The organism is Streptomyces sp. SP18CS02 (assembly GCF_036322365.1).
In the GTDB taxonomy this organism is placed as follows: Bacteria; Actinomycetota; Actinomycetes; order Streptomycetales; family Streptomycetaceae; genus Streptomyces.
Map to the genome: position 1 here is coordinate 148,235 of NZ_JAQYXC010000281.1, position 25,595 is coordinate 173,829.

A 25,595-nucleotide genomic window follows, 5' to 3' on the forward strand; every position below is an offset into this window, starting at 1 on the left:
CCGGGAAGATGACGAACCGGGAAGGCCGGGGATACGGGAAATGCCCGGCTCACGGGTCGATCCGGCGCCCCCGGGCCACATCCCGTAGCCCCGCCCCCCTATCCTTGATGACCCTGGCCATCGGCTGACGAAGGAGTCCGAAGGTGCCGTCGATGCTCGATGCCGTCGTGGTGGGGGCGGGCCCCAACGGACTGACCGCCGCCGCCGAGCTTGCCCGTCGCGGGTTCTCCGTCGCCGTGTTCGAGGCCCGCGAGACCGTCGGCGGAGGTGCCAGGACCGAGGAGCTCACCCTCCCCGGCTTCCGCCACGACCCGTGCTCGGCCGTCCACCCCCTCGGCATCGGATCGCCCGCCTTCAAGGCCATGCCCCTCGCCCGGTACGGCCTGGAGTGGCTGCACGCCGATCTGCCGATGGCCCACCCGTTCGACGACGGCACCGCCGCCGTTCTCTCCCGTTCCGTGTCGGAGACCGCCGCGTCGTTCGGGCCGAGGGACGCGGGCGCGTACCGCCGGCTCGTCGAGCCGTACACCGGCAAGTGGGACACGCTCGTCCGCGACTTCATGTCGCTGCCCCTCACCGCCCTTCCGCGCGATCCCCTCACGCTCGCCCGGTTCGGCCTCGACGGACTGCCGCCGTTCACCTGGCTGATGCGCCGGTTCCGCGACGACCGGGCCCGCTCCCTGTTCGCGGGCCTGGTGGCCCATGTGATCGCCCCTCTCAACGGTCTGGCGACCGGCGCGGTGGGACTGGTCTTCGCGCTGGCCGCCCACGCCGGCGGCTGGCCGCTGCCGCGCGGCGGCTCCCAGTCGATCTCGGACGCCCTCAGCGCGTACGTCCGGGACCTCGGGGGGAGCGTCCACACCTCCTTCGAGGTCAAGCGCCTGGACGACCTGCCGCCCGCCCGCGCGTACGTCTTCGACACCTCCCCGACAGCCCTGGCCCGGATCGCGGGCCTCGGCCGGGCCTACGACCACTACCGTTACGGCGCCTCCGTCTTCAAGATCGACTACGCGCTGGACGGCCCCGTCCCCTGGACCGCGCGGGAGGCCCGCCGCGCCGGCACCGTCCAAGTCGGCCCGAGCCTCGGGGAGATCGACGTCGCACTGCGACAGGCGTCGAGCGGTACGGCACCCGCGACGCCCTTCCTCATCACCGCGCAGCCCAGCCTCGTCGACCCGTCCCGCGCCCCCGAGGGCAAGCACGTCTTCTGGGCCTACGGCCATGTGCCGAACGGCTGGGAGGGCGATCTCACCGACGCGATCGAACGACAGATCGAGCGCTTCGCCCCGGGCTTCCGGGACCTCGTCCTCGCCCGCGCCACCGCGGGCCCGCCCCGGCTCGCCGAGCGCAACGCCAACTACGTCGGCGGCGACATCGCCTGCGGCGCCGCCAGCGGCCTCCAGCTGCTCCTGCGCCCGCGGCTGACGCTCTTTCCGTACCACACACCCCACCCCGCGGTGTTCCTCTGCTCCTCCGCGACCCCTCCCGGGCCCGGAGTGCACGGCATGTCGGGGCACAACGCCGCCAAGGCCGTCTGGCGCCACCTGCGCAAGGAGCCGTCATGACCGGTCCCTCCGCGGGTGGCACCACCCTCACCCTGGTCCGAGGAGACATCACCGCGCAGCACGTCGACGCCATCGTCAACGCCGCCAACTCCTCCCTGCTCGGCGGCGGGGGAGTCGACGGCGCCATCCACCGCAAGGGCGGAGGCGCGATCCTGGCGGAGTGCCGCGCGCTGCGCGCCTCCCGGTACGGCCGCGGCCTGCCCACCGGACAGGCGGTCGCCACCACCGCGGGCCGGCTCGACGCCCGCTGGGTGATCCACACCGTGGGACCGGTTCACAGCGCCGACGAGGACCGCTCCGCCCTCCTCTCCTCCTGCTACCGGGAGTCCCTGCGGGTCGCCCAGGAGCTGGGAGCCACCTCCGTGGCGTTCCCCGCCATCTCGACAGGCGTCTACGGCTGGCCCATGGACGACGGCGCGCGCATCGCCGTGCGCACGGTCCGCGGGGCGGCCCTGACGACCCTCACCGATGTGCGCTTCGTCCTCTTCGACGAAGACGCGTACCGGCGATTCGAAACGGCCCTGGCAGCGGGAGGCTGATGTCGGATTCCCGCCAGCCGCAGCCGTCGTCCGCCGCCATGCTGGAACCATGCACACCGAGACCGAGCGCTGCGTGCGGGCCGTCCAGTCCAAGGACGCCCGGTTCGACGGCTGGTTCTTCACCGCCGTCCTGACCACCCGGATCTACTGTCGGCCCAGCTGCCCGGTGGTGCCGCCCAAGGCCGAGAACATGACGTTCTATCCGAGCGCCGCCGCCTGCCAGCAGGCCGGTTTCCGCGCCTGCAAGCGCTGCCGCCCCGACACCACCCCCGGCTCCCCGGAGTGGAACGCCCGGGCCGACGCCGTGGCCCGCGCCATGCGCCTGATCCGGGACGGTGTGGTGGACCGGGAGGGAGTCCCGGGGCTGGCCGCCCGCCTCGGATACTCCACCCGGCAGATCGAGCGCCAGCTGCTCGCGGAGCTCGGCGCAGGCCCCCTCGCCCTGGCCCGCGCCCAGCGCGCACAGACCGCCCGCCTCCTCATCGAGACGACCACGCTGCCCATGGCCGACGTGGCCTTCGCGGCCGGGTTCTCGTCCGTGCGCACCTTCAACGACACCGTCCGCGAGGTGTTCGCACTGGCCCCGGGCGAGCTGCGGGCCCGCGCGGCCCGCAGCCGGACGAACCCGCCGCGGACCCCGGGGGTCATCGCACTCCGCCTGCCGTACCGCGCGCCGCTGAACCCCGACAACCTCTTCGGCCACCTGGCCGCGACCGCCGTACCGGGCGTGGAGGAGTGGCGCGACGGCGCCTACCGGCGCACCCTCGCCCTCCCGCACGGCCACGGGGTCGCCGCCCTCGCACCCCGGCCCGACCACATCGCCTGCCGCCTCTCGCTCACCGACCCGCGCGACCTCACCCTGGCGATCAGCCGCTGCCGCTGGATGCTCGACCTGGACGCCGACCCCGTCGCGGTGGACGACCAGCTCCGCGGGGACCCCCTGCTGGCACCGCTGGTCGCCGAGGCGCCCGGGCGGCGGGTACCGCGCACGGTGGACGCCGCGGAGTTCGCGGTACGGGCCGTGCTGGGCCAGCAGGTCTCCACCGCCGCCGCCCGCACCCACGCCGGGCGACTCGTCGGCGCCTACGGCGTTCCCGTCGACGACCCCGAGGGCGGCCTCACCCATCTCTTCCCGACGTCCGACGCGCTCGCCGCGCTCGACCCCGACACCCTCGCCCTTCCGCGCAGCCGCCGCACCACCCTCACCACCCTGGTCCGCGCCCTGGCGGACGGCTCGCTGCGACTGGGCCCGGACAGCGACTGGGAGGAGTCCCGCGCACGCCTCATGGAGCTGCCGGGGTTCGGCCCCTGGACCGTCGAGGTGATCGCGATGCGCGCCCTGGGCGATCCCGACGCCTTCCTCCCCTCGGACCTCGGCATCCGGCGCGCCGCCGCAGGTCTCGGCCTGCCGTCGACGCCCGCCGCCCTGACCGCGCGCGCCGCGGCCTGGCGCCCCTGGCGCGCCTACGCCGTCCAGTATTTGTGGGCCACCGACAGCCACCCGATCAACCACCTCCCCGCGTAAGGAAACTGAACGATGTCCACGCAGCACACGGTCGTCGACAGCCCGTACGGCCCGCTGACCCTCGTCGCCACGGACGGCGTCCTGTCCCGGCTGCACATGGCGGGCCAGCGGCACCGGCCGGCGGAGGAGACGTTCGGAGACCCGGACCCGCGCCCCTTCGGCGAGGCGATCCGCCAGCTCGACGCCTACTTCGCCGGTGAGCTCACCACCTTCGACCTGCCCCTGAAGCTGGCCGGCACGCCGTTCCAGCTCAGGGTGTGGGAGCAGCTCCTGCTCATCCCGTACGGGGAGACCCGCTCGTACGGCGAACTGGCGGAAGCCCTGGGCAAGCCGGGTGCCTCGCGCGCCGTGGGCCTCGCCAACGGCAAGAACCCGATCGGCATCATCGTCCCCTGCCACCGCGTCATCGGGGCGAGCGGCAGCCTGACGGGCTACGGCGGCGGTCTGGACCGCAAGGAGCGCCTGCTCGCCTTCGAGAGCGGCCGGCCCACCGAGGACGCGCTCTTCTAGGTGGTGCGGTCCCGCCGGCCGACGGGCCTCAGAGCCGCTTCAGCAGGTCCGGCAGGGACGTGCCGATCGGCTCGCGGACGACCTCGTCGGCCAGCTCGTCGTACGGGGTCGGCTCGGCGTTCACGACGATGAGCCGGGCCCCGTGCTCGGCGGCGAGCCCGGCCAGCGAGGCGGCGGGCTGCACCTGGAGCGTCGAGCCGACCGCGATGAACACCTCGGAGGCCTTGGCGATCCCCACCGCCTCGCCCAGGACCACCGGGTCCAGACGCTGGCCGAACATCACCGTGGCGGACTTCAGGATCCCCCCGCACCCCGTGCACGCGGGGTCCTCCTCGCCCGCCTCCACACGGGCCAGCGCATCCACCATCGGCGACCGCGCATGGCACCCGGTGCACACCACCGTCCGCGCGGTGCCGTGCAGTTCGAGCACCTTGCGCGCGGGCATCCCGGCCAGCTGATGCAGCCCGTCGACGTTCTGGGTGATCACGCGCACGGCGAAGCCCGGCGTCCGCTCCAGCGCGGCGACGGCCCGGTGCGCGGCGTTCGGCCGGGCCCGCAGCGTGGTGGCGTCACGCCGCATCCGCCAGGCACGGCGCCGGATCTCCGGGTCGGCCATGTAGTACTCGTACGTGACGAGCTTCTCGGCCTCCGGGTCGCGCCGCCACAGACCGTTGGGCCCCCGGTAGTCGCTGATGCCGGAGTCGGTGGAGATACCGGCACCGCTGAGGATCGCGACGAGAGTCATGGGGCGAGGTTACGCAGCACCCCGCCGCGCCCGCGAGCCGATTACCGGGCCCTGCCCGGGGCCCCGGCCAGGGCCGTGGAGGCCCGTGCTCAGGCCGGGGGACGGGGCGGCAGGCCGTTCTCCAGCTCGACGGGGCCCCGGCCCGCCTCCAGCGCGTCCAGCGCCGCCCGCACCCGCGGCCCGAGCTGGCCGGGCAGATACGTGGAGAGCTCCTCGCGCTCCACCAGCTTCCAGGAGATCAGCTCGTCCTCCTGGAGCCGGATCGCCCGGAACTGTTCACCGGTGAGCACCCCGCCGTCGTACACCCACGCGGCGATCGGCGGCCGGTCCGCCCGGAGCGACCAGTCCACCGCCAGCAGCGGCCCCGGCTCCACGTCCAGCCCGATCTCCTCCAGGGTCTCCCGCCGGGCTGCCTGCCTCGGGGTCTCCCCGCTGTCGGACTCGATGGTCCCGCCGGGCAGCGCCCAGCCTTCGCGGTAGTTCGGCTCGACGAGGAGCACCCGGCCCTCGCTGTCGCGGAACAGCGCGGCGGCCGCCGCGAGCACACGGGGGAGTCCGGCGATGTACGTGGCGTAGTCCGTGGTGGTCACAGCGTCAGGGTAGCGGCGGTCCGGGCGGGGGTGGCACTCCCTTCGACCCTGCGGATAGGGTCGGCCTCGGCGCGACTGCCTGTTCGAAAGCAAGGGATGCAAGGGTGACGGACGGAGCAGTTACTGAGGCCGCGCGTGTGCTCGTCGCGGCTGACAAGTTCAAGGGTTCGCTCACGGCCGTGCAGGTCGCGGAGCGGGTGACGGCCGGGCTGCGGCAGGTCCTTCCGGGTCTCCGGGTGGAGACCCTGCCCGTCGCCGACGGCGGCGACGGCACGGTCGCGGCGGCGGTCGCGGCAGGCTTCGAACGCCGGGAGGTACGGGTCACCGGGCCCCTCGGCGAGCCGGTCACGGCGGCGTACGCGCTGCGCGAGGGAACCGCCGTGGTGGAGATGGCGGAGGCGTCGGGCCTCCAGCTGCTGCCCAAGGGCGTCTTCGCGCCGCTGACCTCCACGACGTACGGCTCCGGCGAGCTGCTGCGCGCCGCGCTCGACGCCGGTGCCCGCACGATCGTCTTCGGCGTGGGCGGCAGTGCCACCACGGACGGCGGCGCCGGGATGCTGGCGGCGCTGGGCGCGCGCTTCCTGGACGGGGACGGCGAGCCGGTCGGGCCGGGCGGCGGCGGACTGCGCCGCCTCGCGACGGCCGATCTGTCCGGCCTGGACGCCCGGTTCGCGGACGTGGACCTGGTTCTCGCGAGCGACGTGGACAACCCGCTCACCGGGCCGAAGGGCGCGCCCGCGGTGTACGGGCCGCAGAAGGGCGCGTCCGCCGAGGACGTGGCGGAGCTGGACGCGGCCCTCGCGCACTTCGCGTCGGTGCTCCGCGACACCATCGGCTCCCGGGCCACCGCCCTGGCCGATTCGCCCGGCGCGGGCGCCGCGGGCGGTATCGGCTACGGCGCGCTGGTCGGGCTGGGCGCGCGGTTCCGCCCCGGTATCGAGGTGATGCTCGACGTGCTCGGCTTCGGGCCCGCGCTGTCCCGGGCCACGCTCGTCATCACCGGCGAGGGTTCCCTGGACGAGCAGACCCTGCACGGCAAGGCCCCCGCGGGCGTCGCCGCGGCGGCCAGGGCGGCCGGCGTCGAGGTCGTCGCCGTCTGCGGCCGCCTGGCACTGCGGCCGGATGTCCTCGGCGCTGCGGGCATCCGCCGGGCGTACCCGCTGACCGACCTGGAGCCGGACACGGCCACCTGCATCGCGCAGGCGGGTCCGCTGCTGGAGCGCGTGGCCTCCGGCATCGCCCGCGACTTCCTGCGGTAGGCAGGCCCGCGGCGGCTCCCCCCCCGGCCCCCCCCCGCTCCCCGCGGGCACCCCGTCGGACGCGCCGTCCCCGGCGCGTCGTCACTGCCGGCGGTTCACGGGGTCCGGGGGGCGTACCGGTCCGGCATCCGGTCCGGTACGGGCTCCTCGGCACCGGCCCGGGATGACGATCCGGCGATCCGGCGGGCCGCGCGCCAGGCGCCCTCTTCACTTCGCGCCCCCGGCCCGCCGGAACCCTCCGTCACGCCGCTGTAACCCGTACGTGTGAAGCTCTGATCATGAGCCATCGCAGCGACACGCGGGCCGCGGGGACGGACGCACACGCAGCCGGCACACACGCGGCGGACACGCACGCGATCGTGCTGCTGACCGCCGGACAGATCCGTGACCGGGCCGGCGACGGACTCGCGGCACTCCTGGTGGACGCCGTGGACGGCGGCGCTTCGGTGGGGTTCCTGGCACCTCTGGAGGCCGCGGAGGCCGCCGCCTGGTGGCGGGCGGTCGCCGACGAGTCGGAACGCGGGGACCGGGAGGTATGGGCCTGTGCCGGGCACGACGGCCGGCTCTCCGGGGTGATCACGCTGGTCCGTCCGTCGTTGCCGAACCAGCGCCACCGCGCCGAGATCTCCAAGCTGCTCGTCCACCGCGACGCCCGGGGCAGAGGGCTCGGGAGGCGCCTCCTGGCGGCGGCGGAGCGGGCGGCGGCGGACGAGGGCCGCACGCTGCTCGTGCTGGACACCGAGACCGGCAGCGCGGCCGAGGGTCTCTACCGCAGGGCGGGATGGACCCGGGGCGGGACGATTCCCGGGTACGCGCTCGACCCCGCCGGGGTCCCGCGCCCCACCACGTACTACTACAAGCCCCTGGACCCGGGCGCGGCCGGCGCGGGGGCCCGCCCCATGGCCCCCGCGGACGCCTGAGAAGGGCGGGGCCGGCCCCGAGGCCCCGCGGGCGGCCGCATACGGCCGGCCGGAGAGGCCCGCCCGCCCCGGGCCGGCGTCCGGGAACGACGGAAGGGCCCGGGCGCTCTTCAAGCACCCGGGCCCTTCCGTCATCCATGCCGTGCCGCTACGGCAGCTGTGCCGCCCGCGCCTCACGGCTCTCGCGCCGGTTGTCACGGAAGGTGTTCACGCGCCGCGCCGTGGCGAACAACGGGATCACGGCGCCCAGCACCACCTGGAGCGCGCAGCCGGTCTGGAGCAGCAGCTGACCGCCCGGGGCGTCGAACGCCCACGCGGCCAGCATGGCCATCGCTCCGACGATCCAGCTGAGCATCGCCACCGCGAGGACGCCCCGCGGCTTCGGGTACTCCACCCGGCTGACCATCAGCCACGCCGTGCCGATGATCGCCAGCAGCGTCGGGATGAACGGCAGCTCCAGCAGCACGATCGAGACGACCGTCAGGGCGCCGAAGGGGCTCGGCATGCCCTGGAACATGCCGTCCTTCAGCGTCACGCAGGAGAATCTGGCAAGCCGCAGCACCACCGCCAGCAGCACCACGATCGCGGCCACCGCCGAGACCTTCTGCTGCGCGCCGGGCGTGACCATGCCGTACACGAGCACGAAGTAGGCCGGGGCCAGACCGAAGCTGATCAGGTCCGAGAGGTTGTCGAGCTCGGCGCCCATCGGCGAGGAGCGCAGCTTGCGCGCCACGATGCCGTCGAAGAGGTCGAAGATCGCCGCGCACAGCATCAGGATCACGGCGGTGGCGGCGCTGTTGCGTGCCATGCCGGTCTCGGCGCTGCCCGTGAGGTGCGGGATGAGGATGCCGGTGGTGGTGAAGTACACCGCCATGAATCCACACGTCGCGTTACCGAGCGTGAGGGCGTCCGCTATGGACAGCCTCAGTGACAGCGGCATCTCCTCGGCCTCGTCGGCCCCCTCCGCGTCCGCGTCGGAGACCCAGTCGGAGGCCCGTGTGTCGGGATCAATCACGGTCAATGCGAGTCACCCCCGCAGTCGTGGTCTGACCGACCTCGACAGCGACGTCGACACCTTCCGGAAGGTAGATGTCAACGCGCGAGCCGAAGCGGATCAGACCGATACGCTCACCCTGCTCGACCTTGGTGCCCTGCGGGATGTACGGCACGATGCGCCGCGCCACGGCACCGGCGATCTGCACCATCTCGATGTCACCGAGCTCGGTGTCGAAGTGCCAGACAACGCGCTCGTTGTTCTCGCTCTCCTTGTTGAACGCCGGCACGAAACCGCCGGGCACGTGCTCGACCGACGTGACCGTGCCCGCCAGCGGGGCGCGGTTGACGTGGACGTTCAGCGGGCTCATGAAGATGGCGACACGGGTACGTCCGTCCTTCCACGGCATGATGCTCTGCACCACACCGTCGGCGGGCGAGATGACCCTGCCCTGAGCGATCTCGCGCTCGGGGTCGCGGAAGAACCACAGCATGCCCGCCGCCAGAGCGGTGGTGGGCACAGCGATGGCCGCGGCGCGCCGGGAACGGCGCGAGCGGGCAAGGCTGAGTGCGGCGGTGGCGACGGTCGGCAGAAGCCACGGCGATGCTCCGCGTGCGATGCGTACGCCGGAGAGGCCTTCGCGAGGTGCAGAGGTTTGGCTGTGGGGCATGGATGACCTTCGTAGCGGATGAGGCCGCGCTGTGAACGGGGGACGGCGGCTTTTGAGCGATGCTAGCGGTTGCGGGCCGCAACTGGGAAAGCCCGAAGCCGAGTCGGTCGGCCGGAAGCGTTCGGCAAAGGATGCCAGGGTGTGATCTTCTTCGCGGCCAAACCGACTCAAAAGCGACAATCACCCCTGGAAGCGGTACTCCTCGAGCAGACGGCGACCAATGATCATTTTCTGGATCTCGGCGGTACCTTCACCGATGAGCAGCATCGGCGCCTCTCGGTAGAGACGCTCGATTTCGTACTCCTTCGAGAACCCGTAGCCGCCATGGATACGGAAGGCGTCCTCGACGACCTCCTTGCAGTATTCGGAGGCGAGGTACTTCGCCATCCCTGCTTCCAGGTCGTTTCGTTCCCCGGAGTCCTTTTTGCGTGCTGCGTTGACCATCATGGCATGGGCGGCCTCGACCTTGGTAGCCATCTCCGCCAGCTTGAACTGGATCGCCTGGTGCTGGGCGATCGCCTTTCCGAAAGTGTGGCGCTGCTGGGCATATGAGACACCGAGCTCGAACGCACGCTGCGCGACACCACAGCCACGGGCCGCGACATTCACCCGGCCGACTTCCACGCCGTCCATCATTTGGTAAAACCCTCGGCCGGTGGTGCCGCCGAGTACACGATTGGCCGGAATGCGCAGTCCGTCCATGATCAGCTCGGTGGTGTCGACACCCTTGTAGCCCATCTTGTCGATCTTCCCCGGGATCGTGAGGCCGGGCCGGACCTCTCCGAAGCCGGGCTCCTTCTCGATCAGGAAGGTCGTCATCGACTTGTGGGGGGCCGTTCCCTCCGGGTGTCCTTCGTCACTCCGGACGAGGACGGCGACCAGGGTCGAGGTGCCGCCGTTCGTCAGCCACATCTTCTGGCCGTTCAGGACGTACTCGTCGCCGTCCTCCACCGCCTTCGACGTGATGGCCGACACGTCCGACCCGAGGGCCGGCTCGGACATCGAGAACGCCCCGCGCACCTCGCCGGCCGCCATCCGCGGCAGGAAGGTGTCCTTCTGCTCCTGCGTGCCGTGCTGCTTGAGCATGTACGCGACGATGAAGTGGGTGTTGATGATCCCGGAGACGGACATCCAGCCGCGGGCGATCTCCTCCACGCACAGCGCGTACGTGAGAAGGGACTCACCCAGACCCCCGTACTCCTCGGGGATCATCAGGCCGAAGACACCCAGCTCCTTGAGACCGTCGACGATCTCCTGCGGGTACTCGTCGCGGTGCTCCAGCTCGGTCGCGACGGGAATGATCTCCTTGTCGACGAAGTCACGGACCGTCGAGAGGATCTCCTGCTGGACGTCGGTGAGACCGTGGGTCTGCGCGAGTCGGCTCATGGCTTCACTTCTCCTGCGTCTTCTTCGGAGCTTCCACCAGCTCCGGGCGGCCGGGCTGCTCGCCGCCGCGCTCCTTGATGTACGTCTCGGTGGGCACCATCACCTTGCGGCGGAAGACGCACACCAGGGTGCCGTCCTGCTTGTAGCCCTTGGTCTCGACGTACACGATCCCGCGGTCCGACTTGGACTTCGAGGGGGTCTTGTCGAGGACGGTCGTCTCGCCGTAGATGGTGTCGCCGTGGAACGTCGGCGCGACGTGGCGCAGCGACTCGATCTCCAGGTTGGCGATCGCCTTGCCGGAGACGTCCGGCACGGACATGCCCAGCAGCAGGGAGTAGATGTAGTTGCCGACGACGACGTTCTTCCCGAAGTCGGTCGTGCTCTCCGCGTAGTTCGTGTCCATGTGGAGGGGATGGTGGTTCATCGTGAGCAGACAGAAGAGGTGGTCGTCGTACTCCGTGACCGTCTTTCCGGGCCAGTGCTTGTAGACCGCGCCGATCTCGAACTCTTCGTACGTGCGTCCGAACTGCATGGTGATCAGGTCTCTCTCAGTCGACGGGGGCTTCGAACTTGGAGGTACGGGTCATGCCGGCGGCCCGGCCCTTGCCGGAGATGACCAGCGCCATCTTGCGGCTGGCCTCGTCGATCATCTCGTCGCCGAGCATCGCGGAGCCCTTCTTGCCGCCCGCCTCGGACGTGTAGTAGTCGTACGCGTCCAGGATCAGCTCGGCGTGGTCGAAGTCCTCCTGCGAGGGGGAGAAGATCTCGTTGGACGCCTCGACCTGGCCCGGGTGCAGCACCCACTTGCCGTCGAAACCGAGGGCGGCGGCGCGCTGGGCGACCTCGCGGTAGCCGTCGATGTTGCGGATCTGGAGGTAGGGGCCGTCGATCGCCTGGAGGTTGTTGGCGCGGGCGGCCATCAGGATCTTCATCAGGATGTAGTGGTACGCGTCCGCCGGGTAGCCGGGCGGCTGCTCGCCGACGACCAGGGACTTCATGTTGATCGACGCCATGAAGTCGGCCGGGCCGAAGATGATCGTCTCCACCCGGGGGGACGCCTGGGCGATCGCGTTGACGTTGTTGAGGCCCTGCGCGTTCTCGATCTGCGCCTCGATGCCGATCTTCCCGACCTCGAAGCCCATCGTCTTCTCGATCTGGGTCAGCAGCAGGTCGAGGGCGACGATCTGCTGGGCGTCCTGCACCTTCGGCAGCATGATGCAGTCGAGGTTCTGGCCCGCGCCCTCGACGACCGTGACGACATCGCGGTACGTCCACTCGGTGGTCCAGTCGTTGACGCGCACCACCCTCGTCTTGCCGGTCCAGTCGCCCTCGTTGAGGAACTGGACGATGGTGTGCCGGGCCCCCGGCTTGGCGAGCGGCGCGCACGCGTCCTCCAGGTCCAGGAAGACCTGGTCGGCGGGGAGGCCCTGGGCCTTCTCCAGGAAGCGCGGGTTGGAACCGGGGACCGCCAGGCAGGAGCGGCGCGGGCGCAGGCGGTTCACGGGCGTGGTCATGCGGGGACCTCCAGAGGGTCGAGCTTGTTCGCTTTCCGGATCTCGTCGACGATACGGCCGATGATCTCCGTGATGCCGAAGTCCTTCGGGGTGAAGACGGCGGCCACACCCGCGCGCCTCAGTTCGGCTGCGTCGGCGTTCGGAATGATCCCGCCGACGATCACCGGAATGTCGGAGGCACCGGCCTCCCGCAGCCGGCTCAGGACGTCCGGCACCAGCTCGGCGTGCGACCCGGAGAGGATCGACAGCCCCACGCAGTGCACGTCCTCCGCCAGCGAGGCGTTGACGATCTGCTCGGGGGTGAGCCGGATGCCCTGGTAGACCACCTCGAAGCCGGCGTCGCGCGCGCGTACGGCGATCTGCTCGGCGCCGTTGGAGTGCCCGTCCAGGCCGGGCTTGCCGACGAGCAGGCGCAGGCGCCCCGCGCCCAGCTCCTCCGCCGTACGGGCGACCTTCTCGCGCACGGCGGCGAGCGGCGTGCCCTTCTCGGCGGTGACCGCCACCGGGGCGGACGAGACGCCCGTGGGGGCGCGGAACTCGCCGAAGACGTCCCGCAGCGCCCAGGACCACTCGCCGGTGGTGACGCCCGCGCGGGCGCACTCCAGGGTGGCCTCGAAGAGGTTCCCCTCGCCGGCCGCCGTCGCCTTGAGCGTGGCGAGGGCCTCCTGGGCGCGGGTCTCGTCGCGGTTGTCGCGCCACTCGTGCAGCTTGGCGACCACCCGCGCCTCGTTGGCCGGGTCCACCGTCATGATCGCGGTGTCCAGGTCCGCGGTGAGCGGGTTCTCCTCCGTGGTCTCGAAGATGTTGACGCCGACGATCTTCTCCTCGCCGGCCTCGATCCGGGCCCGCCGCTCGGCGTGCGAGGAGACCAGCTGAGACTTCAGGTAACCGGACTCGACGGCGGCCATCGCGCCGCCCATCCCCTCGATCCGGTCGATCTCGGCCAGGCACTCGGTGACCAGGGACTCCACCTTGGCCTCGATGACGTGCGAGCCCGCGAAGATGTCCTCGTACTCCAGCAGGTCGCTCTCGTGCGCGAGGACCTGCTGGATGCGCAGGCTCCACTGCTGGTCCCAGGGCCGGGGCAGGCCCAGCGCCTCGTTCCAGGCCGGCAGCTGGACGGCGCGGGCGCGGGCGTCCTTGGAGAGGGTGACGGCGAGCATCTCCAGGACGATGCGCTGGACGTTGTTCTCCGGCTGCGCCTCGGTCAGACCCAGCGAGTTGACCTGCACGCCGTAGCGGAAGCGGCGCTGCTTGGGGTTCTCGATGCCGTACCGCTCACGTGTGACCTGGTCCCAGATGCGGCCGAAGGCGCGCATCTTGCACATCTCCTCGACGAACCGGACGCCCGCGTTCACGAAGAAGGAGATGCGCGCGACGACATCGCCCTTGCGGTCCTCCGGTACCTGGCCTGAGGCGAAGACCGCGTCGAGCACGGCGATCGCCGTCGACATGGCGTACGAGATCTCCTGGACCGGGGTGGCGCCCGCCTCCTGCAGGTGGTAGCTGCAGATGTTGATCGGGTTCCACTTCGGGATGTTGTTCACCGTGTAGGTGATCATGTCGGTGGTGAGCCGGAGAGAGGGGCCGGGCGGGAAGACGTGCGTCCCGCGCGACAGGTACTCCTTGACGATGTCGTTCTGGGTCGTCCCCTGGAGCCTGCCGATGTCGGCGCCCTGCTCCTCGGCCACCACCTGATAGAGCGCCAGCAGCCACATGGCGGTGGCGTTGATGGTCATGGACGTGTTCATCTGCTCCAGGGGGATGTCCTGGAACAGCCGTCGCATGTCACCGAGGTGGGAGACCGGGACCCCGACGCGGCCCACCTCGCCGCGGGCGAGGATGTGATCGGGGTCGTACCCCGTCTGCGTGGGCAGATCGAAGGCGACCGACAGGCCGGTCTGGCCCTTGGCGAGGTTGCGCCGGTAGAGCTCGTTGGACGCCTCGGCGGTCGAGTGACCGGCGTACGTCCGCATGAGCCAGGGGCGGTCCTTCTGGCGCTCTGTCATCTATGGGCCTCAGATGTTCCGGAAGCGGTTGATGGCGTCGATGTGCTTCTCGCGCAGCTCGTGGTCGCGCACGCCCAGGCCCTCGCGCGGCGCCAGGGCCAGCACGCCGACCTTGCCCTGGTGCAGGTTGCGGTGGACGTCGTACGCGGCCTGGCCGGTGTCCTCCAGCGAGTACACCTTCGACAGAGTGGGGTGGATCCTGCCCTTGGCGATCAGACGGTTCGCCTCCCACGCCTCGCGGTAGTTGGCGAAGTGCGAGCCGATGATCCGCTTCAGCGACATCCACAGGTAGCGGTTGTCGTACTCGTGCATGTAGCCCGAGGTCGAGGCGCAGGTGGTGATGGTGCCGCCCTTGCGGGTCACGTAGACGGAGGCGCCGAAGGTCTCGCGGCCCGGGTGCTCGAAGACGATGTCGATGTCCTCGCCGCCGGTCAGCTCGCGGATGCGCTTGCCGAAGCGCTTCCACTCCTTGGGGTCCTGGGTGTGCTCGTCCTTCCAGAACCTGTACCCCTCGGCGTTGCGGTCGATGACCGCCTCGGCGCCCATGGCCCGGCAGATGTCCGCCTTCTCGGGGCTGGAGACCACGCAGATCGGGTTGGCGCCGCCGGCCAGGGCGAACTGCGTCGCGTACGAGCCGAGGCCGCCGCTCGCGCCCCAGATCAGGACGTTGTCGCCCTGCTTCATGCCGGCGCCGTTGCGGGAGACCAGCTGGCGGTAGGCGGTGGAGTTGACCAGGCCGGGGGAGGCGGCCTCCTCCCAGCTGAGGTGGTCGGGCTTGGGCATCAGCTGGTTGGACTTGACGAGGGCGATCTCCGCCAGTCCGCCGAAGTTCGTCTCGAAGCCCCAGATGCGCTGCTCGGGGTCGAGCATGGTGTCGTTGTGGCCGTCCGAGGACTCCAGCTCGACGGAGAGGCAGTGCGCGACGACCTCGTCACCCGGGCGCCAGGCGTTGACGCCCGGGCCGGTGCGCAGCACGACGCCCGCGAGGTCGGAGCCGATGACGTGGTACGGCAGGTCGTGGCGCTTGGTGAGCTCCGACAGGCGTCCGTAGCGCTCCAGGAAGCTGAAGGTGGACACCGGCTCGAAGATCGAGGTCCAGACGGAGTTGTAGTTGACCGAGGAGGCCATCACGGCCACCAGGGCCTCGCCCGGGCCGAGTTCGGGGAGCGGCACGTCGTCGAGGTGCAGCGACTTGCGCGGGTCCTTGTCGCGGGTGGCGAGACCGGCGAACATCTCCGCCTCGTCCTTGTGCACGGTCACCGCGCGGTACGACTCGGGCAGGGGAAGAGCGGCGAAGTCGGCGGACGTGGTCTCCGTCGACTGGATCGCGTCCAGGATTTCCTTCACGGTGTTGCCTCCGGCGAAGCGCGTTTTCGGGGAACGCTGAGGGGAACGTCGGGGTGCTGCTGTGGAGGTGTGCCGTCGGTTCGGCTGGTGATGCTGTTGTGGCAGCGCTGGTGTGCGCGGGAGGTTGCCTGTGACGCAGGCGTCCGGGCGCGCATTCACGATGGTTTGCGGGGACAGCCGGCGTACGAGAGGTCTCTGCACGCCGGCCGCCCGGACACCTTCAACGTATGGCACCCCGTGCCAGGTGGCAAGACACTCGGTGCCAACAATTTCTCTCAGATGTCATCCGCGCGGCACGCATGAGCAACACGGCCGTCGCAAGGGGCGACCACCGTGACATCGCGTGGTCGGGTGACCGCGCCGGGTGCTCAACGGGCGCGGAATCTGCGCCGCACCCGGGGAGAGGTGTGGAAGGAACAGACGATGGGCGCGGTCGCGGCGAGGGCTCCCACCCAGACGCTTCCGGTCGTGACCCTCCAACCGGACTCGCTGCCGAGGCCGGTCAGCATTCCCACCGACAGGCTGACGAGGCCCACCAGCGCCGCCACGAGCCACACCGTCTCGACCACGAACTCCCGCGTACTCGTCCGTCCCCTCGTCAGCGTGCCGTACACGACCGCGGTGCCCACCGAACCGATGCAGAGGTAGACGGCCCACAGCAGCAGTCGAACAGGATGGGGCCCGTCCCCCAGGAGCTCGGCGACGAGGGGGACGGCGGACAGGGCCGGGCCGAGCGCGAGACGTACGAGAGCGGGGGCGGGCAGCTTCGCCGGCGGTGGCGGCGGTGGCTGGGGGAGGCCCGGCGGCGGTTCGTCCGACTGCCAGGTGAGGCGCCGCCACTTGGCGTAGCTGTCGCTCATCCTCGCCTGGCGCTCCAGCTGGCCCCCGATCGTTTCGAGCAGTCCCCTGTACGCCTCCCGCCGGGCCAGGGCCCTGTCGAGAACCGCGCGCACCGCCTCGGCCTCCGCCTGGTACTCGGCCTCTCGGCCCTGCCCGGCGAGGAGCCGCAGCCGCTCCTTGCGGGCCGCCCGCCAGGCGTCGTCGACCTCGTCGCTCACCTCCAGGGCGTCGGTGTCCACCAGTCCGTGGTCGAGGGTGATGTCGAACGCGAGGTCGGCCTGGGTCCTCGCCGTGTCCAGGTCCCCGTTCGCCAGGGCGATCCTGGCCAGCACGGCGTGGGCGGCCGCCAGGGCCTTGCGGTCGCCCGTGCGCCGCACCCGCTGCAGAGCCGCCGCCGCGTGCCGCGACGCCGATCCCGGGTCCCGGCGGGCGAGCGCCATGTCCGCGAGCTCCTGATGGGCGCGGGCGGCCCCGGGAAGGGAGTCGGTCTCCTCGGCCAGGCGCAGGACGTCCCGGAAGGTCGTGTCCGCCGCGCCGTCCTGTCCCAGGGCCCGGTAGGACCGGCCCAGTTCGCACAGTGAGGCGATGCGTTTGCGGCTCTGTCCCAGCCGCTCCCAGAGCCGCTGCGCGACGAGGAAATGACTGACCGCCTCCTCGTGGTCCTGGCGTAACGAGGCGGTCCGTCCCTTCATGTCCGCCAGCCGCGCCGTCGTCCGGCGGTGGTTACGCCCGCTGTGACCCCGGTGCCGGTCGCGCAGGATGTCGGCCGTCCGGTCGCAGTCCTTGGAGTGCCCGCGGAATCCCAGCTCCGCGTACAGCTCGCTCATCGAGTCCAGCACCCGGATCTCTCCGAAGTGGTCGCCCCGGTGCCGTGCCGCGACCGCCCGCCCGCGCAGCACCACCAGGGCGTCGACCGTGTGGGCGCGGCGGGTCAGATACGCGGTGAGCGGCTCGGCCAGCGGCTCCACCGCGCCGTGCAGGCCCTCCGTCACCGCCCGGTCGACCGCCGCTGCCGCCGCCCCGTGGTGGTCGTCCAGCCAGTGGGGCTCCTCGGCCCGGGCCGCGAAGTGGGCGAGCAGCCGCTCCAGGGCGGCCAGGCGGTCCGGGGCGGGGGCCTCGGCCAGCTGCTTCTCGGCGTACAGACGCGTCAGGTCGTGGAAGCGCACCCGCCCGTCGCGGTCGGCCGCCAGCAGCAGGTTCGCCTGGCGCAGCCGGCGCAGGCCGCGGCCGGTCTCCGCCTCGGGCCGGCCCGCCAGCGCGGCGGCGGAAGCGACGTCGATCACCGTCGCGGGATGCAGGCCGAGCATCCGCAGCAGCCGGGCGTCCTCGGGCGGCAGTGTCTGGTACGAGGCGTCGTAGAGGGCGTCCAGCCCGAGCTCCGCCAGGCGTTCGCGCTGCTCGCGCAGCCGGGAGAGCAGCGGGAGCAGGTTCCCGCCGTCCTCGTTCGCCGTCGCGAGGGCCACGCCCAGGGCGAGCGGCAGGTGCCCGCACAGCATGGCGAGTTCGTCCAGTTCCGCCTCGTCGGCACCGCCGCTCCGCCCGGACCGCAGGAGGTCGCGGGAGTCGGCGGGCCCGAGGACGCCGAGGGGCAGTACGGCCAGCTCCGCGTGGGCCGACGGCCCCTGCCGGGTGGTCACCACGAGCCGGTGGCGGGTGGAGGAGGGAAGGAGGTCGACCAGTTCGGCGGCCGACACGGCGTCGTCGACCAGGATCAGCGCGGCCCCGTGGCGCTCGTCGTGCCGGATCAGCGCGCTGCGCAGAAGGGCCTCCAGGCCGATCCGGTGGGCCGGTATGTCCGCGGCCGGGGTGCCCAGCATGCGCAGGAAGCCGTCGAGCAGCTCCTCGAAGCCGGCCCGCCGCCCCGAATGGTGGGCCCGGGCGTCGGCGTACAGCACGTCGCCCGGGAACCAGCCCCGGTCGACGGCCTCGTGCGCGGCCTCCAGGGCCAGCACGGTCTTGCCCACCCCGCCCTGGCCGGTGATCGCCACCGCGTGCGGCCGCGGCGCGGACGGTTCGAGGCGGCCGAGCAGTACGGCGAGGGCGTCGTCGCGCCCGATCACCGTGTGCGGCCGCGGCCGCAGACCCCGCAGCGCGGACGACGACCGCGTGGGCGCGTTGATGGTCACCGCGCCGATGGTGCCGCTCTGAATGACGTTGTCGGCCCTGGCGTCGGTGACCTCATTGCGTACCGCCGCCGGCGGGTGCGCCTCGCTCGCGTCGTCCACAGCCACGTGAATAACACGAGCGGGCGGCCCTCGTCAGCTCCTGTGCGGTTTCAGCGCCTGCTGGATCGTGCGCATGACCTGGTCCAGCGGTGTGTCCGTACGGGCGACGGCGACGAGCACCTCGCCCTGCGTGGACGCCGTCGCCGACGGTCCGGGACCGCTCTGCGCGGCCGGACCGGTCTGCGAGGCGGCCGAGCGGCCGGCGCCTATGCCCGTTCCGAAGGTGTCCCGCACGATCGCGAAGGCGTGGTCCAGCTGGGTCTCCACGTCCCCCTGTCCGCCCGCCCGCAGCCAGCGGCGCAGCACATGGTTGTGCGCGGTGACGACCGCGGACGCGGCCACCTCGGCCAGCAGCGGGTCGTCGTTGCCGTCGTGGTGGTCGCGCTCGTCGAAGTGGCCCAGCAGGTACCGGGTGAAGAGGCGCTCGTAGCGGGCCACCGAGGCGATCTCGCGCTCCCGCAGGGTCGGCACCTCGCGGGTGAGGCGGTACCGCTCGACCGAGACCGCGGGGGAGGCCGCGTACATCTTCATGACTTCCTTGATGCCCCGGCAGACCGTGTCCAGCGGGTGCTCGTGCGCCGGGGCGGCGTTCAGGACCGCTTCCGCCCGCACCAGGGTGTCGTCGTGATCGGGGAAGATCGCCTCTTCCTTGGAGCGGAAATGGCGGAAAAAGGTACGCCGGGCGACTCCCGCGGCTGCCGCGATCTCGTCGACCGTCGTCGCCTCGTACCCCTTGGTGGCGAACAGTTCCATGGCCGCGGCCGCCAGCTCGCGACGCATCTTGAGGCGCTGGGCGGCGGCGCGGCTGCCTGCGGCACTTTCCGGGGCGTCGGGCGCGGCGGTGGTACGGGGAGGCCGTCGGGCTGGGTCAGCAGGCTGGGACATGACCTGAACGTACTGCATCCGTGCAGGAGATCGCGCCTGCGGGGCCGGGCCGCCCGGGGGCCCCGACCGGCCCCCGGGCGGGCCCTGGGGAGGGCCGAGCAGCCCTCCCCACTCCCCGTACGCCTCAGCGCCGGGCATATTCGCGGAAGCCGCGCCCCGTCTTGCGACCGAGGCAGCCCGCCGCCACCAGGTGCTCCAGCAGCGGAGCCGGCGCCAGGCCGGGGTCGCGGAACTCGCGGTGCAGCACCCGCTCGATCGCGAGCGAGACATCCAGGCCGACCACGTCGAGCAGCTCGAACGGGCCCATCGGATAGCCGCCGCCCAGCTTCATCGCGGCGTCGATGTCGTCGAGCGTGGCGTAGTGGTCCTGGACCATCTTGATCGCGTTGTTGAGGTACGGGAAGAGCAGCGCGTTCACGATGAAACCGGCCCGGTCGCCGCAGTCCACCGGGTGCTTCTTGATCTTCTTGGTGATGTCGCGGACGGTGGCGTGGACGTCGTCGCCGGTCAGCACCGTACGGACGATCTCGACGAGCTTCATCGCCGGGGCCGGGTTGAAGAAGTGCATGCCGATGACGTCCTGCGGGCGCGAGGTGGCGCGGGCGCAGGCCACCACGGGCAGCGACGACGTGGTGGTGGCGAGCACCGCGCCCGGCTTGCAGATCTTGTCCAGGGAGGCGAAGAGCTGCTGCTTGACCTCCAGGTCCTCGGCGACCGCCTCCAGGGCCAGGTCGACTCCGGCGAAGGTGTCCAGCGAACCCGCCGGGGTGATCCGGTCCAGCGTCTTGTCGCGGGCCTCGGCGGTCAGCCGTCCCTTCTCGACGGAGCGGGCCAGCGACGTGGCGATCCGGGCCTTGGCCTTCTCGGCCTTCTCCGGCGAGCGGGCCGCGAGGACCACGTCGTACCCGGCCTTGGCGAAGACCTCCGCGATGCCGCTCGCCATGGTGCCCGACCCGGCGACGCCGACCGAACGGATCTCACGGCCACCGCCGGCGACGGCCGTCTCCGTCGGGGTGAGCCCGTCGGGGACCACCTCGGCGCCGCCCGGCGCCTCGTACGTGTAGAAGCCGCGGCCCGCCTTGCGGCCGGTCAGTCCCGCCTCGCTGAGCTGCTTGAGGATGGGGGCGGGGGCGTGCAGCCGGTCGTGCGACTCGGCGTACATCGCGTCCAGCACGGTGCGGGCCGTGTCGATGCCGATCAGGTCCAGCAGGGCGAGCGGGCCCATCGGCAGGCCGCAGCCCAGCTTCATCGCGGCGTCGATGTCCTCCCGCGAGGCGTACTTCGCCTCGTACATGGAGGCGGCCTGGTTCAGGTAGCCGAAGAGCAGGCCGTCGGCGACGAAACCGGGCCGGTCGCCGACGGCGACGGGCTCCTTGCCCAGCTCGTGGGCGAGCGTGGTGACGGACGCGACGGCCGCCGGAGAGGTCAGCACCGAGGAGACCACCTCGACCAGCTTCATCGCCGGGGCCGGATTGAAGAAGTGCAGGCCCAGCACCCGCTCGGGGTGGGCGGACTCGGCGGCGAGACGGGTCACGGACAGCGCGTTGGTGCCCGTCGCCAGGATCGTCCCGGGCCGGACGATGGAGTCCAGCGCGCGGAAGACCTGCTGCTTGATCTCGTACGACTCGGGCACGACCTCGATCACGAGGTCGGCGTCGGCCGCTGCCTGGAGGTCGGAGAAGGTGCGGAAGCGGGCGAGGATGTCGCACCGCTCCTTCTCGGTGATCCGCTCACGGGCGACCGAACGGGCGGTGCCGGTCTCCAGCGAGGTGATCGCCCGGCGGGCGGCCGCCTCGCTGATGTCGATGCCGATGACCTCGCGGCCGGCCCTGGCCAGGACCTCGGCGATGCCGGCGCCCATCGTGCCGAGGCCGACGACGGCGATGGTGGAGAGAGGGGTGTCCATCACGGGACTCCAGGGATGAGGTGACGACTGATGAGGGCGCGCGCGGGGATGCCTCACGGGGCGTACCGCGTGGATCACGGCCTGCGGGCGTACGCCGCGGACCTGCCGCGGATCACGGCCGAGCCGTGCGTACGTCAACGGCGTACCGCGCGCTGAAGAAGTGCGGGTCGCGGAAGAGAAAAGGGCGACGGACTCTGTCCCGGAGCCGCGTCATCGAACCGAACCGACGAACTCCCCCATAGCCATGCGGTATGGGAGCTGTCTCCCGGACGGCTGCGTCACCAGGCCACCGGGAGGGGTGCGGGGGGTGTGTCCCGCTCACTTGAGATTAACCGGCGAGTAATGAGCGCGCCAGTCCCCGGTCGTCCCCGGATCATGTGATCTGGATCGCGGTGCCTCGCTACGCTGACGGCCATGGACGAGGAGTTCAGGTCGCTCACGGACCGGTTGCGGGACGAGTCGGGCGGATCGGCCGTGTACCGACGGCTGATCACCGTCCGGGACCAGGAGGAACTCGCCGAGGTCCTCACCCGCCCAGGACAGCCCCTGTGGGCCCGCGAGATAGCCGCCTTCCGCCTCGGCCGGGCCGGGGACCGGCGCGCCTTCGAGGCCCTGATCCTGCTGCTGAACCACCGGGACCCCGAGCGCTGCGTCTCCGCGGCGTACGCCCTCACGGGACTCGGTGACCCCCGGACGCCCCGGGCGGCGGCCGCCCTGGCCACCAATGAACTGCGCGTCGCCTACGCCCTGACGCCGGTCCGGCTGCTCGCCCAGCTGCGCGCGCCCGAGTCCGTGCCGGCGCTCATCACGGTGCTGGAGCGCCGGCTCGCCGCGGACGATCCGCACTGGCGGGTGGGCGTGGCGTGCGCCGAGGGCCTGGGCGCGCTGGGCGACCGGCGCGCCCGGCCCGTCCTTGAGGCGGCGTGCGCGTACCCGCGCCTGAACCGCGCGGCGACCGAGGCACTGGCCCGGCTGGCCCGGCCCAGGCCTTAGGGAGTGACCGGAAAGTAACGGCGTCCGCAGGGCGGGGGCCGCGGCGTCAGGTGCGTGCGATGTACGCACCGGACACGGTGCACCTCCGGGCGGACACCGGCACCCGCCGAGCGCTCCGAGGCGCCATCGCGGGCCGGACGGCCGCCGTCAGCGGTCCTCGGGGACGACGGCGAACGCCTCGATCTCCACCAGCAGTTCGGGACGGAACAGCGCCGCGACCTGGACCGCCGAACTGGCCGGCGGACGCGCGGTGTCGACGACCTCGTCCCGTGCGGCCCGCACCGCGGGCAGGTGCGCCACGTCGGTGACGAAGTACGTCAGCTTCACCACGTCGTCGAACGAGGCGCCCGCCGACGCCAGGCACCGGCCCAGGTTCTCGAAGACCTGGCGGGACTGCGCCGCCGGGTCCCCGACGCCGACGACCTCGCCGCCGGCGTCGAAGGCGCACTGGCCGGATATGGCCACGAACCGGCCGGTGCCCCATACGGCATGGCTGTAGCCGGAGCCGGGGGCGACTCCGTCAGGGGCGTGCACATGGGTGAGATGAGTCGTCATGACCGCCATCCTCGCGACGCACGCCCCCGGCGGCCGGCCCGTCAGTTTCCGTGGCCGAGCACCCTGTGCAGCGCCGCACCGCCGGTGGCGGGCTCCATGGCCGTCTGCCCCCGCTGTGCCTTGTGCGTCTGCTGCGCCTTGCCGCCCCGGTCCGCCTCGTTCGCGGCTGTCGCGGGCACCCCCGCCGCTCTGTCGGGCTGCGGTTCCGGCACCGCCGCGCAGAGCGCGTCCGCCTCACCGCCCCCGGCGCCCTCGGGGACCTCCCCCGTCTCCAGATACCGGGTCAGATACCCGTCCAGGCAGACGTTGCCGCCGAGAGTGACGCCGTGGTTCCCGCCGCCCCGCTCGACGACGAGCCGTGAGCCGCGCAGTTTCCGGTGCACGGAGACGGCCCCCTCGTACGGGGTGGCCGCGTCGTCCGTCGCCTGGAACAGCAGCACCGGCGGCAGGGCCCGGTTGGACACGTCCCGGGGGGTGAGCGACTCGACCGGCCAGAAGGCACAGGGCGCGTTGTACCAGGCGTTGTTCCAGGTGGAGAAGGGTGCCTTGGCGTGGACGGCCGTGTTGTCCCGGCGCCAGGTGCGCCAGTCGCGCGGCCACCACGCGTCCCGGCACTGCACCGCCGTGTAGACCGAGTAGCCGTTGTCGTCGGAGGCGTCGTGGGCCGCCATCGACTCGTACGCCCGGACGAGAGGATCGGCGTCCTTCTCGTGGACGTACGCGGAGAACGCCTCGGCGAGCACGGGCCAGAAGCCGTTGTAGTACCCGCCCGGAAGGAAGGTGTCCTCCAGTTCGGCGGGGCCGACCTTCCCGCCCGCCGGCTTCTTCCCGACCGCCGCCCGCATCGCGTACCAGCGGGTCTCGACCCCGGCCGGATCCGTGCCGAGCCGGTACGAGGCGTCGTGCTTGGCCACCCACGCGAGGAAGGCCTTGTGGCGGGCGTCGAAGGCGAAATCCTGCGCGATGTTGGCGTCGTACCAGACCGCCTCGGGGTCCACCACGGAATCCAGGACCGCCCGCCGCACCCGGTGCGGGAACAGCTTGGCGTACACGACGCCCAGATAGGTCCCGTACGAGTAGCCGAAGTAGTTGATCCTGCTCGCGCCGAGCGCCCGGCGGATCGCGTCCAGGTCCTTGGCCGTGCTCACCGTGTCCATGTGCGCCAGCACGTCGCCGTACTTGTCGCCGCACGCCTTGGCGAACGACTCGGCCCGCGCGGTGTTGGCCCGCTCCCGCGCCCCGTCGGCCGGCAGGGAGTCGACGCGTACGGGCTTGAAGTGGCCGGGCAGGCAGTCGAGCGCCGGTGTGCCGGCGCCCACGCCGCGCGGGTCGAAGCCGATCACGTCGTACTGTCCGGCGACCTTCGGGGGCAGCGAGGCCGCCACGAACGCGGCCATCGCCCGTCCGCTCGCGCCGGGGCCGCCGGGATTGACGATCAGCGGACCCTGCGAGGACTTGGCGGTGTGCGGGACCCGCGACAGGGCCAGGGTGATCCGTCTGCCCCGGGGAGCGCCGTGGTCCAGGGGCACCTCGATCGTGGCGCACTGGAGCCTCGGGTACTGCTTGGTGGCGCAACCGGCCCATTTCGGTGGGGCCGTCGGCCCGGCGTCCGCGGCTCCGGCGGCCGTCGGCCCGGCGCCGATCGTGCTCGCCATCAGCGCCCCCGCGGCGATCAGCACTCCTGCGCGTCTTTGCATGTGGCCTCCCGGTGCTGGGCGGAACGCGGCTGTGAGGACACAGCCCTCGGCGCATCGTCCCCGTATTCCCGCCCGGGAGGTCACCACGTGGCCGGACTTGACCCGATCAGAGGAGGGTGAGGTGTGTGGCCCCGGCCGCCGTGGCCTCCCCGTCGCGCGCGGCGGGGGGAACGCGCCGGCCGCCCAGCGCCGCGCGGGCGGGCCGGTCCGCCGCCCGGCTCGGGGCATTCGCCTGCACCGCGACCTGCGCGCCGGGGCCGGTGTCGAGGTCCGGGTGGCCGTGCGTCCCGCGGACGAAGAGGTTCACACAGTGGAGCACCTGTTCCCGTGATCACCCCGACCCGGATTTGGGCGGTTCCCGCACAGGTGGTTGGCTGGAGCCCCCTTAGGTAACGAGTGCTGGAGGTCAGGCATGGCGCAGGTCGAGGCCACGACGGAGCGGGTCATCGCGGCGGACGCGGAGACGGTGTTCGACGCGCTGGCCGACTACAAGGACACCCGCGCGAAGCTGCTGCCCGAGCACTTCAGCGAGTACGAGGTGCGCGAGGGCGGCGACGGAGAGGGCACCCTCGTGCACTGGAAGCTCCAGGCCACCAGCAAGCGCGTCCGCGACTGCCTGCTGGAGGTCAGCGAGACCACCGACGGCCGGCTCGTCGAGAAGGACCGCAACTCCTCGATGGTCACCACCTGGACCGTCACTCCGGCCGGTGAGGGCAGGGCCAGGGTCGTCGTGACCACCGTCTGGGACGGCGCGGGCGGCATCGGCGGATTCTTCGAGCGGACCTTCGCGCCCAAGGGCCTCGGCCGCATCTACGACGCGATGCTCGACAAGCTCGCCGCGGAGGTGGAGAAGTAGCCGTGCCGCGGCACTGAACCGGTCACCGATTCGAGTGGTCTTCCCGTCGGCCCCCCGGCGCGCCA

Annotated in this window: 23 protein-coding genes; 8 read left to right on the forward strand and 15 right to left on the reverse strand. The window is 71.9% G+C overall.

Annotated elements, in window-relative coordinates:
• Positions 1-143: 143 nt before the first annotated feature.
• The 4 genes from PUR26_RS15745 to PUR26_RS15760 are packed head-to-tail and all read left to right on the forward strand — an operon-like array spanning position 144 to position 4,139.
• A complete protein-coding gene (locus PUR26_RS15745; protein WP_329872993.1) occupies positions 144-1,565 on the forward strand; it encodes a phytoene desaturase family protein in 1,422 nt (473 codons plus the stop codon).
• Positions 1,562-2,104 carry an O-acetyl-ADP-ribose deacetylase gene (locus PUR26_RS15750; protein WP_329872994.1) on the forward strand — a complete coding sequence of 181 codons (543 nt, stop codon included), beginning with the start codon at positions 1,562-1,564 and terminating at the stop codon, positions 2,102-2,104. Before PUR26_RS15745 ends, PUR26_RS15750 begins: the two co-directional genes overlap by 4 nt.
• Positions 2,105-2,153: 49 nt before the next feature.
• Positions 2,154-3,629, forward strand: a complete 1,476-nt coding sequence (locus PUR26_RS15755; protein ID WP_329872995.1) for an AlkA N-terminal domain-containing protein — start codon at positions 2,154-2,156, stop codon at positions 3,627-3,629.
• A 12-nt stretch (positions 3,630-3,641) separates the two neighbouring features.
• The gene (locus tag PUR26_RS15760) at positions 3,642-4,139 is read left to right on the forward strand and encodes a methylated-DNA--[protein]-cysteine S-methyltransferase (RefSeq protein WP_329872996.1); all 498 of its coding nucleotides are present in this window, start codon (positions 3,642-3,644) and stop codon (positions 4,137-4,139) included.
• Positions 4,140-4,167: 28 nt separating this feature from the next.
• Here PUR26_RS15760 and PUR26_RS15765 read toward each other — a convergent pair whose 3' ends face one another.
• Positions 4,168-4,884 (reverse strand): SIR2 family NAD-dependent protein deacylase, encoded by a 717-nt coding sequence (locus PUR26_RS15765; protein WP_329872997.1) that lies wholly within the window; start codon positions 4,882-4,884, stop codon positions 4,168-4,170.
• An 89-nt stretch (positions 4,885-4,973) separates the two neighbouring features.
• Entirely contained in the window at positions 4,974-5,474 is a 501-nt protein-coding gene (locus PUR26_RS15770) for an NUDIX hydrolase (protein WP_329872998.1), read from the reverse strand.
• Positions 5,475-5,578: 104 nt separating this feature from the next.
• On the opposite strand from PUR26_RS15770, the gene PUR26_RS15775 reads away from it, so the two are divergent.
• Both PUR26_RS15775 and PUR26_RS15780 read left to right on the forward strand, forming a co-directional pair.
• A complete protein-coding gene (locus tag PUR26_RS15775) occupies positions 5,579-6,733 on the forward strand; it encodes a glycerate kinase (RefSeq protein WP_329872999.1) in 1,155 nt (384 codons plus the stop codon).
• Between the two features lie 278 nt (positions 6,734-7,011).
• On the forward strand, positions 7,012-7,653 hold the full coding sequence (locus PUR26_RS15780) for a GNAT family N-acetyltransferase (RefSeq protein ID WP_329873000.1): 642 nt from the start codon (positions 7,012-7,014) through the stop codon (positions 7,651-7,653).
• Between the two features lie 148 nt (positions 7,654-7,801).
• Here PUR26_RS15780 and pssA read toward each other — a convergent pair whose 3' ends face one another.
• The 10 genes from pssA to PUR26_RS15830 form a co-directional block, all read right to left on the reverse strand.
• Positions 7,802-8,668 carry a CDP-diacylglycerol--serine O-phosphatidyltransferase gene (gene pssA, locus PUR26_RS15785; protein ID WP_329873219.1) on the reverse strand — a complete coding sequence of 289 codons (867 nt, stop codon included), beginning with the start codon at positions 8,666-8,668 and terminating at the stop codon, positions 7,802-7,804.
• The gene (locus PUR26_RS15790) at positions 8,661-9,317 is read right to left on the reverse strand and encodes a phosphatidylserine decarboxylase (RefSeq protein WP_329873001.1); all 657 of its coding nucleotides are present in this window, start codon (positions 9,315-9,317) and stop codon (positions 8,661-8,663) included. The genes pssA and PUR26_RS15790 overlap by 8 nt, the downstream gene beginning before the upstream one ends.
• 180 nt (positions 9,318-9,497) lie before the next feature.
• Complete coding sequence (locus PUR26_RS15795; protein WP_329873002.1) at positions 9,498-10,703, reverse strand: acyl-CoA dehydrogenase family protein; 1,206 nt, start codon at positions 10,701-10,703, stop codon at positions 9,498-9,500.
• A gap of 4 nt (positions 10,704-10,707) precedes the next feature.
• Positions 10,708-11,235, reverse strand: a complete 528-nt coding sequence (locus PUR26_RS15800) for a MaoC family dehydratase (RefSeq protein ID WP_329873003.1) — start codon at positions 11,233-11,235, stop codon at positions 10,708-10,710.
• Positions 11,236-11,251: 16 nt separating this feature from the next.
• Positions 11,252-12,217: an HpcH/HpaI aldolase/citrate lyase family protein gene (locus PUR26_RS15805; RefSeq protein ID WP_329873004.1), complete on the reverse strand. Its 966-nt coding sequence runs from the start codon at positions 12,215-12,217 to the stop codon at positions 11,252-11,254.
• Positions 12,214-14,226 (reverse strand): protein meaA, encoded by a 2,013-nt coding sequence (locus PUR26_RS15810; protein ID WP_329873005.1) that lies wholly within the window; start codon positions 14,224-14,226, stop codon positions 12,214-12,216. The genes PUR26_RS15805 and PUR26_RS15810 overlap by 4 nt, the downstream gene beginning before the upstream one ends.
• A gap of 9 nt (positions 14,227-14,235) precedes the next feature.
• Entirely contained in the window at positions 14,236-15,573 is a 1,338-nt protein-coding gene (gene ccrA / locus PUR26_RS15815; RefSeq protein WP_329873006.1) for a crotonyl-CoA carboxylase/reductase, read from the reverse strand.
• 368 nt (positions 15,574-15,941) lie between these two features.
• Positions 15,942-18,638, reverse strand: coding sequence for an AAA family ATPase (locus PUR26_RS15820; protein WP_329873007.1), 2,697 nt, complete (start codon positions 18,636-18,638; stop codon positions 15,942-15,944).
• Positions 18,639-18,671: 33 nt separating this feature from the next.
• Complete coding sequence (locus tag PUR26_RS15825) at positions 18,672-19,541, reverse strand: TetR family transcriptional regulator (protein ID WP_443077085.1); 870 nt, start codon at positions 19,539-19,541, stop codon at positions 18,672-18,674.
• A 106-nt stretch (positions 19,542-19,647) separates the two neighbouring features.
• Complete coding sequence (locus tag PUR26_RS15830; protein ID WP_329873009.1) at positions 19,648-21,429, reverse strand: 3-hydroxyacyl-CoA dehydrogenase family protein; 1,782 nt, start codon at positions 21,427-21,429, stop codon at positions 19,648-19,650.
• 414 nt (positions 21,430-21,843) lie between these two features.
• Between PUR26_RS15830 and PUR26_RS15835 the strand changes: the two genes are divergently transcribed.
• The gene (locus PUR26_RS15835; protein WP_329873010.1) at positions 21,844-22,422 is read left to right on the forward strand and encodes an adenylosuccinate lyase; all 579 of its coding nucleotides are present in this window, start codon (positions 21,844-21,846) and stop codon (positions 22,420-22,422) included.
• A gap of 147 nt (positions 22,423-22,569) precedes the next feature.
• Here PUR26_RS15835 and PUR26_RS15840 read toward each other — a convergent pair whose 3' ends face one another.
• From PUR26_RS15840 to PUR26_RS15850, 3 genes are all read right to left on the reverse strand, one after another.
• Positions 22,570-22,977 carry a RidA family protein gene (locus tag PUR26_RS15840; RefSeq protein ID WP_329873011.1) on the reverse strand — a complete coding sequence of 136 codons (408 nt, stop codon included), beginning with the start codon at positions 22,975-22,977 and terminating at the stop codon, positions 22,570-22,572.
• 41 nt (positions 22,978-23,018) lie between these two features.
• The gene (locus PUR26_RS15845) at positions 23,019-24,674 is read right to left on the reverse strand and encodes an alpha/beta hydrolase (RefSeq protein WP_329873012.1); all 1,656 of its coding nucleotides are present in this window, start codon (positions 24,672-24,674) and stop codon (positions 23,019-23,021) included.
• 106 nt (positions 24,675-24,780) lie between these two features.
• Positions 24,781-24,981, reverse strand: a complete 201-nt coding sequence (locus tag PUR26_RS15850; RefSeq protein WP_329873013.1) for a hypothetical protein — start codon at positions 24,979-24,981, stop codon at positions 24,781-24,783.
• Positions 24,982-25,086: 105 nt separating this feature from the next.
• On the opposite strand from PUR26_RS15850, the gene PUR26_RS15855 reads away from it, so the two are divergent.
• The gene (locus PUR26_RS15855; RefSeq protein WP_329873014.1) at positions 25,087-25,530 is read left to right on the forward strand and encodes an SRPBCC family protein; all 444 of its coding nucleotides are present in this window, start codon (positions 25,087-25,089) and stop codon (positions 25,528-25,530) included.
• Positions 25,531-25,595 lie beyond the last annotated feature (65 nt).

Excerpts from the sequence above, each read along its gene's own strand:
- PUR26_RS15780 (WP_329873000.1), top strand. The coding sequence starts at position 7,012 with ATGAGCCATCGCAGCGACACGCGGGCCGCGGGGACGGACGCACACGCA.
- PUR26_RS15755 (WP_329872995.1), top strand. The coding sequence starts at position 2,154 with ATGCACACCGAGACCGAGCGCTGCGTGCGGGCCGTCCAGTCCAAGGAC.
- PUR26_RS15855 (WP_329873014.1), top strand. The coding sequence starts at position 25,087 with ATGGCGCAGGTCGAGGCCACGACGGAGCGGGTCATCGCGGCGGACGCG.
- PUR26_RS15765 (WP_329872997.1), bottom strand. The coding sequence starts at position 4,884 with ATGACTCTCGTCGCGATCCTCAGCGGTGCCGGTATCTCCACCGACTCC.
- PUR26_RS15840 (WP_329873011.1), bottom strand. The coding sequence starts at position 22,977 with ATGACGACTCATCTCACCCATGTGCACGCCCCTGACGGAGTCGCCCCC.
- PUR26_RS15800 (WP_329873003.1), bottom strand. The coding sequence starts at position 11,235 with ATGCAGTTCGGACGCACGTACGAAGAGTTCGAGATCGGCGCGGTCTAC.
- PUR26_RS15825 (WP_443077085.1), bottom strand. The coding sequence starts at position 19,541 with ATGCAGTACGTTCAGGTCATGTCCCAGCCTGCTGACCCAGCCCGACGG.
- PUR26_RS15790 (WP_329873001.1), bottom strand. The coding sequence starts at position 9,317 with ATGCCCCACAGCCAAACCTCTGCACCTCGCGAAGGCCTCTCCGGCGTA.
- PUR26_RS15750 (WP_329872994.1), top strand. The coding sequence starts at position 1,562 with ATGACCGGTCCCTCCGCGGGTGGCACCACCCTCACCCTGGTCCGAGGA.
- PUR26_RS15845 (WP_329873012.1), bottom strand. The coding sequence starts at position 24,674 with ATGCAAAGACGCGCAGGAGTGCTGATCGCCGCGGGGGCGCTGATGGCG.
- PUR26_RS15805 (WP_329873004.1), bottom strand. The coding sequence starts at position 12,217 with ATGACCACGCCCGTGAACCGCCTGCGCCCGCGCCGCTCCTGCCTGGCG.
- PUR26_RS15795 (WP_329873002.1), bottom strand. The coding sequence starts at position 10,703 with ATGAGCCGACTCGCGCAGACCCACGGTCTCACCGACGTCCAGCAGGAG.
- PUR26_RS15810 (WP_329873005.1), bottom strand. The coding sequence starts at position 14,226 with ATGACAGAGCGCCAGAAGGACCGCCCCTGGCTCATGCGGACGTACGCC.
- PUR26_RS15835 (WP_329873010.1), top strand. The coding sequence starts at position 21,844 with ATGGACGAGGAGTTCAGGTCGCTCACGGACCGGTTGCGGGACGAGTCG.
- PUR26_RS15830 (WP_329873009.1), bottom strand. The coding sequence starts at position 21,429 with ATGGACACCCCTCTCTCCACCATCGCCGTCGTCGGCCTCGGCACGATG.
- PUR26_RS15760 (WP_329872996.1), top strand. The coding sequence starts at position 3,642 with ATGTCCACGCAGCACACGGTCGTCGACAGCCCGTACGGCCCGCTGACC.